The sequence below is a fragment of the Sporomusa sp. genome (genome assembly GCF_057736855.1).
The window spans coordinates 1-6,508 of sequence record NZ_JBYKYF010000170.1; the positions used below are offsets into that span (position 1 = coordinate 1).

General features: G+C 46.2%; 9 protein-coding genes. 2 read left to right on the forward strand and 7 right to left on the reverse strand.

Annotated features, from left to right (window positions below):
* Together spoVAD and spoVAC are read right to left on the reverse strand one after the other, a co-directional pair.
* The coding region (spoVAD, locus tag AC29Z1_RS11435; protein ID WP_488271589.1) for a stage V sporulation protein AD at nt 1–925 on the reverse strand (925 nt) is incomplete at its 3' end.
* A gap of 1 nt (nt 926) precedes the next feature.
* Nucleotides 927–1,406: a stage V sporulation protein AC gene (gene spoVAC, locus AC29Z1_RS11440; protein WP_488271590.1), complete on the reverse strand. Its 480-nt coding sequence runs from the start codon at nt 1,404–1,406 to the stop codon at nt 927–929.
* A 423-nt stretch (nt 1,407–1,829) separates the two neighbouring features.
* Between spoVAC and AC29Z1_RS11445 the strand changes: the two genes are divergently transcribed.
* Entirely contained in the window at nt 1,830–2,561 is a 732-nt protein-coding gene (locus tag AC29Z1_RS11445; protein WP_488271591.1) for a DUF421 domain-containing protein, read from the forward strand.
* On the opposite strand, the gene AC29Z1_RS11450 is transcribed toward AC29Z1_RS11445, so the two are convergent.
* Entirely contained in the window at nt 2,558–2,992 is a 435-nt protein-coding gene (locus tag AC29Z1_RS11450; RefSeq protein WP_488271592.1) for an EamA family transporter, read from the reverse strand. The genes AC29Z1_RS11445 and AC29Z1_RS11450 overlap by 4 nt on opposite strands.
* Nucleotides 2,993–3,162: 170 nt before the next feature.
* Here AC29Z1_RS11450 and AC29Z1_RS11455 point away from each other — a divergent pair, with 170 nt between their 5' ends.
* Nucleotides 3,163–3,369 carry a DUF1657 domain-containing protein gene (locus tag AC29Z1_RS11455; RefSeq protein ID WP_488271593.1) on the forward strand — a complete coding sequence of 69 codons (207 nt, stop codon included), beginning with the start codon at nt 3,163–3,165 and terminating at the stop codon, nt 3,367–3,369.
* A gap of 79 nt (nt 3,370–3,448) precedes the next feature.
* On the opposite strand, the gene AC29Z1_RS11460 is transcribed toward AC29Z1_RS11455, so the two are convergent.
* The 4 genes from AC29Z1_RS11460 to AC29Z1_RS11475 all read right to left on the reverse strand — a co-directional run.
* On the reverse strand, nt 3,449–4,192 hold the full coding sequence (locus AC29Z1_RS11460) for an ABC transporter permease (RefSeq protein WP_488271594.1): 744 nt from the start codon (nt 4,190–4,192) through the stop codon (nt 3,449–3,451).
* On the reverse strand, nt 4,189–4,992 hold the full coding sequence (locus AC29Z1_RS11465) for an ABC transporter ATP-binding protein (protein WP_488271595.1): 804 nt from the start codon (nt 4,990–4,992) through the stop codon (nt 4,189–4,191). The genes AC29Z1_RS11460 and AC29Z1_RS11465 overlap by 4 nt, the downstream gene beginning before the upstream one ends.
* A 107-nt stretch (nt 4,993–5,099) precedes the next feature.
* On the reverse strand, nt 5,100–6,185 hold the full coding sequence (locus tag AC29Z1_RS11470; protein WP_488271596.1) for an ABC transporter substrate-binding protein: 1,086 nt from the start codon (nt 6,183–6,185) through the stop codon (nt 5,100–5,102).
* A gap of 6 nt (nt 6,186–6,191) precedes the next feature.
* A partial coding sequence (locus tag AC29Z1_RS11475; protein ID WP_488271597.1) for a DUF1847 domain-containing protein occupies nt 6,192–6,508 on the reverse strand: 317 nt, incomplete at its 5' end.

The following is a 6,508-nucleotide window of genomic DNA, read 5'->3' on the forward strand; positions in this document are numbered from 1 at the left end:
CACCGGTGGCTATGATCAGCATTCGTTTAATCTCTCCTTTGCGCATCCGATTTAATAGATGCCCAAAAGTTGTTGTGGCCACACAGGCACAACCGCTGCCGCCGGCTAACACCGGCTGGTCACTCTTGTACATTAAAATTCCGCAGTCAGTTAATTTTTCCACCGGAATTTTAAGTCCGTGTCTGGTAAGCAAATCGCTGGCAATGCGATGACCGACCTTTCCTAAATCACCTGTTGCAATAAGATCATAGTGGTCGGGGGAGATGTGTAAATCTCGGAAATGGGATTCGATGGTGTCTACAGCAGCTGGTGCCATTGCGGCACCCATATTAAACGGATCAGAAAGCCCCATGTCTATTACCCGACCAATGGTCGAGGCGATAACCCGCGGCCCTTCGCCTTGACTGGCTACCACGGCGGCGCCAGCCCCGGTCACTGTCCACTGCGCAGTAGGTGGTTTTTGGGCGCCGTATTCGGTAGGATACCGGTATTGCTTTTCCGAAGCGGCGTTATGACTGGAGGTAGCGACAAGTGCATTGTGGGCAAAACCGCTATCCACCATAAGTGAGGCTAGGGAAAGGCCTTCCATGGAACTGGAACAGGCTCCATAGATGCCTAAATAAGGAATGCCAAGGGTGCGGGCGGTAAAACTGCTGGGAATAATTTGGTTAATAAGATCACCTGAGAGAAAAAACTGAATATCTTCCTTTTTTAATCCTGCTTTTTTGATGGCAGTTTCACAAGCCTCTTCTAATAACTGTCTTTCTGCTTGTTCATAGCTGTCCTGTTCAAGCCAGATATCATCATGCAGCAAATCAAAATCTTGCGCCAAATTACCTTGGGCTTCAAACGGTCCGCCAATCGCTGCCGAACCGATGATGACTGGCTGCTTGTCAAATACCCATGTTTGTTGACCTTGCAGCATATCACATTTCACCTAATGATGTAATAATTACACGGATAATACCCACCACGAACGCTGAAAAGACGCCATACACAATGACCGGTCCGGCGATTTTAAACATATTGCCTCCGACTCCTAACACAAATCCTTCACTTTTATGATCAAGCGATGCAGAGGCAATGGTATTGGCAAAACCAGTAACCGGAACAGCGCTGCCGGCACCTGCCCATTGGGCTATGTGATCATATAATCCCAAGCTGGTAAGTATCACCGAAAGCAGAATCAGGACGGCAACGGTAGGATCGCCTGCTGATTTTTCATCAAAATTAAAGTATGTCATAAAGAACCATTGGATTCCTTGACCAATTGTGCAGATAATGCCGCCGGCGATAAACGCCCGGATGCAATTTTTTAGAATGGGGCGCTGTGGTTCTCTGGCACTGGCAAAGTCTTGGTATTGCTGCTGTGCAGGGGTCAGGTTCTTGTTTTTAATAATTGACATTATCATCACCTTCTAGCGCAATAAATAAGGTTAAGTTTATTTAGCAGTTGGTTCATGGTTTCAGCATGGCGGGAATATATTTGTTGGCGTTATCATACAAGTCCAGGTATAAGTCACCGGATGAGTCTACTTGTCCGATGAAAACATTATCCAGAGATACTCCTAGTGTTTCCAACTGGCTGCCGATTCATTCGGTACTTTTCAGGGACAGATAATCTAGGACTGCGTTCCTTTTAAGGTAGCTAACGTCTGTTTGACTTGAGAAGCTACTGTCATATCATGCCCCCGTTGGTGATAGTATTGTTACTTTTAGTATGGTTCATTCAGAAAAATGGTTAGCTGGAATATTGAGCCAAACGACAGAATATCTTCTTGGTTTTTGCGCACTCTAATACCATATGGGTTTATAAAGGAGAAAATACTATGGAATGGCAAGAATTTATCCGCGATACATGGCAGACCTCATTAGTATTCATAAGTTTGCTAATTTTTACTCGGGTACTGGGAAAAACCCAGGTGGGCCAATTAACATTTTATGAATATATTAGTGGTATTACCATTGGTTCGCTTGCGGCCAATATTGCCGCTGCCGAGGCCGATAAAGTGTGGAACCACTATTATGACCTAATTTTATTTGTGGCACTTACTTATGGGGTATCGTTTATTACCGTAAAAAATCGACCCCTCAGAAAATTGATTGATGGGTCGCCAACCATTGTGATCGAGAACGGAAAAATTATTGAAGAAAACATGCATGTGCTGCGTTATGATTTAGATGAGCTGCATTCCCAATTGCGTGAGCAAGGGGTCTTGGATCCTGCTGAAGTACAATATGCGATACTGGAAACCACCGGCAAGTTAAGTGTCATAAAAAAGACTGATTACCAGCCTGTAACGAAAAGTGATCTGAATATTCACGTACCTGATCCTGTATTTCCAGTGGAATTGATTATGGATGGGGTTATTATTGAGCGAAATTTGCGCAAACAAAACCTAACAAAAGCTTGGCTGGAAGAACAATTAGCAAGAAAACATATTGCAGATATATCTGAGGTAACCTATGCCGGGATTGACTCCAAAGGACAATTATTTGTGAATTGCAAGACGCCTTCCAATTATAGTAGTAAAAATAGTAATAATAACTCGCAGGATTAGTCGCCGCATAATATGATTAGACCGACTGTGACTATTAAGGCCCCAATAAACTGACGTAGTGACAATGGTTGACTTAGAAAGATATTACCCAAGATGATGGTTACCAGCGGCGCACAGGACATAAGAACGGCAATCTCATAAACATCCCCTTTTTCAAGGGCATAAAAATAGGCTAATTCACCTAGCACGGCTGCTAAGAGGGCTTCCATTCCAATCATAAACCAACCGGAAAGCGAGATGGTTGTAAAGCCGATATGGGTCTTCGTAACAAGTAGCCAAACACTGACTAAGCCAGTGGCAATGAAGGTGCGAATAACTAAAGTGGTGACAGGATTTATATTGTGAAGGACGGATTTCCCGAATAAGGGGGCTAAGCCTAGGCAAAATACTGCAAGCAGGGCGTAAAAAAATACCACAGTAACCTCCAGCATACTCAATTTTTACAATTATATGCTACTGGCTGGAAACTAGTAGTTTGGGTGCATGGCTAAAGCAAAAATATTTCTTGGTGTGAAATACTTCCACTTATAAGGCAAAGCAAGCTGAACAATAATATTCAAGGGAGATCGCAGCATGTATTACTATTAAGGAGGCTGGTACTGTGACAGTAAAAAAAGATTTAGAGAAAGCACTGGCTGCTGCTGAAGCTGCTAAAGGAACTTATGCAACATTTGCTACTGCTACCGAAGATACAAGTGCCCAGGCTATGTTTAAACAAATGGCCCAGGATATGGACAGGCATATTGCCCAGCTCAATAGCCGCGTAAATGCTACTGCCGAAAGCAAACTCTCCAACCAGCAAGAGTAGTATTACAGAAGGTACCACTACTGCTTTGCAGCAAGCAAGGCTGCCTGATAGGTATTACACCTATAAAGGCAGCCTTTTATTACTTGCGCCATCTCAGCAGATACCCGGTAAATCGATGATATAAGGTCATGAGCGACAATACGACGATACCGATAACAATTATCCCGGCAACTACCCGGGGATAGTCGGCAAAATCGGAAAAATATTTTACATACCATCCCAGCCCGCTGGTGGCGCCGATCATTTCGGCGGCTGTCAACAAAATAAATGCCAGTACCATACTGATGGCGCCACCGCTGACAATATGAGGCATGGCTCCCGGTAAAAGAATATGGATAAGCAGCGACTTTCTACTGACACCGATGGTTCTGGCGGAATCAATAATATTTTTTTCCAGTGCTTCTACTCCGGCAATAGTGTTGATGAATAACGGCCAAAACGCACCGATAAAGATAACAAAGATGGAAGAGTGCGTAAATGTTGGCAGGATGGCAATGGCATAGGGAATGTAAACAATGGGGGGAATTGGCCCTAAGATATTGGTAACTGGTTCTATGGCTAGCCGCAGCCGCCGCTGCCAGCCAACAATGAGTCCAAGCGGGATGGCAAGCGCTGCGGCCAGAAAATACCCCCACAACAGCAGTTTAAAGGAGCTGAGCAAACTTTTCAAAAATACCTGGCGGTCTTCGATCAGTAAGCTGAGGACTTGCAACGGTTGAGGAAATAACTGAGGATCAAGCAATTTTAACCAGGCAGTGCTTAGCTGCCAGAGTAGGAGAATGGCAATACCTAGCGCAAGACGGTCGCGGCTGGTTTGGCTCATATGCCGGCACCTCCTTCGACTTGCTGGAGTTCTTCCATGATTTCCTTTTGCAACAAGGAGAGGATTTCATTGCGCAATTGGATATAACGCGGATCTTGCACCAGAAAAAAACGCCGCCTGGGCCGGGGAAAAGGAACGTCAATGGTTTTCAGCACTCTGCCAGGGCCGGGAGTGAACACGGCAATCCGGTCGGCGAGGTATAAGGCTTCGTCAATATCATGGGTTACCAAAAAGATGGTTTTTTTGGTGCCGCTGTCTGCCCAGAGAGTAAGCAGCAAATCTTGCAGGCTTACTCGGGTCTTAGCGTCTACAGCACCAAAAGGCTCATCCATAAGGTAGACAGGGGCATCCAGGGCAAAAGCTCTGGCAATGGCTACTCGTTGCCGCATGCCGCCGGAGAGTTCCCCAGGGTATTTGTGGATGTAACTGCTTAGTCCAACCATGTCGAGCAGTTTTTTGGCTTTCTGCTGCGCCGCTTTACCTGCTGCCCGGCCTGATTCTTTGAGTACAAAACGAATATTATCAAGGGCCGTCATCCAGGGGAAGAGGGAATAGTCTTGAAATACTACCGCTCTGTCAGGCCCAGGGGCGAGAATCGGGCTATTATTTAGTGTCAGCAGACCGCTTGTAGCCGGTGTCAGTCCGGCCAACAGCCTGATGGTTGAACTTTTGCCGCAACCGCTGGGGCCAACGACTGCCAAAAACTCGCCGGGCTCAATGGTGAGTGACAGGTTGGCAATGGCCGGACGGTCATCGCCTGGATAGGTAAGCGATACCGAGTCTAGGGTCAATAGTGCCACAAGCATTCTCCTTCCATATTGGTATTACTTGTATTCATACTCTCCGCTGACGTTGCTACCTGGCTGTCAAACGTTAATGCGTCTAGTAAGCGGCAGCACGGAGTCGGCTATAGGTTGTTTGCCTCAAAGTCCTTAAGCAATTGTTGATAGGTTGGATTTTGTGGTTCACGCTGGATTAACTGGTCAAGTGCTGTTTTGTAGATAGTGCTATTAACATGTTTAGTGATATCTATATCACTTTCAATGTAGCCAGCGGCTTTCATGGCTTCCCAAAAAGCTGTAAAGCGTTTTTTGTCAGGGTCCGGAATGCTGTGGATGTGACCGCTATACGTAGCTTTTTCGAGCAATTCTTTATCTAATTTAACATATTTACTGATGATATCTAAGGTTTCCGCAGGGTGGTTACGATAGAAGTCATAAGCGCGAATGCTGGCGCGGGAGTAGCGGATATAGGCCTCTGGGTTATTCTTGAGTTTATCTTCCAAGGCAACTACCCGGCAGCAGACATGTCCGTCCATGAGTTGGGACGACCAGGAAACAATTTTTAGTCCTTGTCTTTCTGCCATTTCCGAAAAAGGAACCCAAACAAGGCCAGCATCTGCTGCACCTTTTTTTACAGCTTCCAGTACGGCAGCCGGCGAATCCAATTCTTGGATGGTTACTTGATGTTTCCAATCAATACCGGCCTTTGACATTGCTGACCGCCAGACAGCATCACCGGTTGCCAGGCGAACGGTAGCCACTTTCTTGCCAATGAAATTTTGTAAAGATGAAAATTGGTCTGCGTTTTCCGGCTTGGTGACAATGGCGTGGCCTTCACTTTGCATGCCGCCAATATTGACAAAGGGGGTACCTTTAGCAATGAATACTTGCGGCGCAGCGGTGCCAAAAGCTCCGGCATCCAGTTTACCGGCTTTGATGGCGTTTAGGCCTTCACCCGAGTTGGTAAACTGAAACAGTTCGACATCAAGTCCTTCCTGTTCATAAAACCCCTTTTCTTTGGCAACAAAATATAACACATGACCAACAGCCGGCAGATACCCGATGTTGAACTTAATTTTGTCGGTAGGGGTTGCTGCAGGTGCAGCGGGGGCGCCTGTCTGTTGGTTTTTTTGCTGGCCACAACCTGCTGTTAGTAAGCTAATCACTAGGAAAATCAGGAGACTGGTTGTAAGCAAGCGATGGTTAACCATGAATCTTCACTCCTTTTCTGTTTGTAATAGCCGTTTATAATAGAACCCGCTGGTATAGAGGGCGGCTGCCGGATTATGGCCTAACACCCTGTCCTTGGTGATGAGAGTGGTGACCGGGGCGGCGGAGTGTTTGATAAACAACGAATCATGACCGACACATAGTCCGACAATCACATTAAGGTCAGTACCGGCCTGATGTAGGAGCCGGGCCTGAAGAATCGGGTTACACAAAGCTTCGTGGCATCCCGGCTGAATTTTGTGCTCAGGCGGTACGCCGATTGCCGTTTTGTCAAGTGAGCCAACCTTGCAGATGACACTGTAGC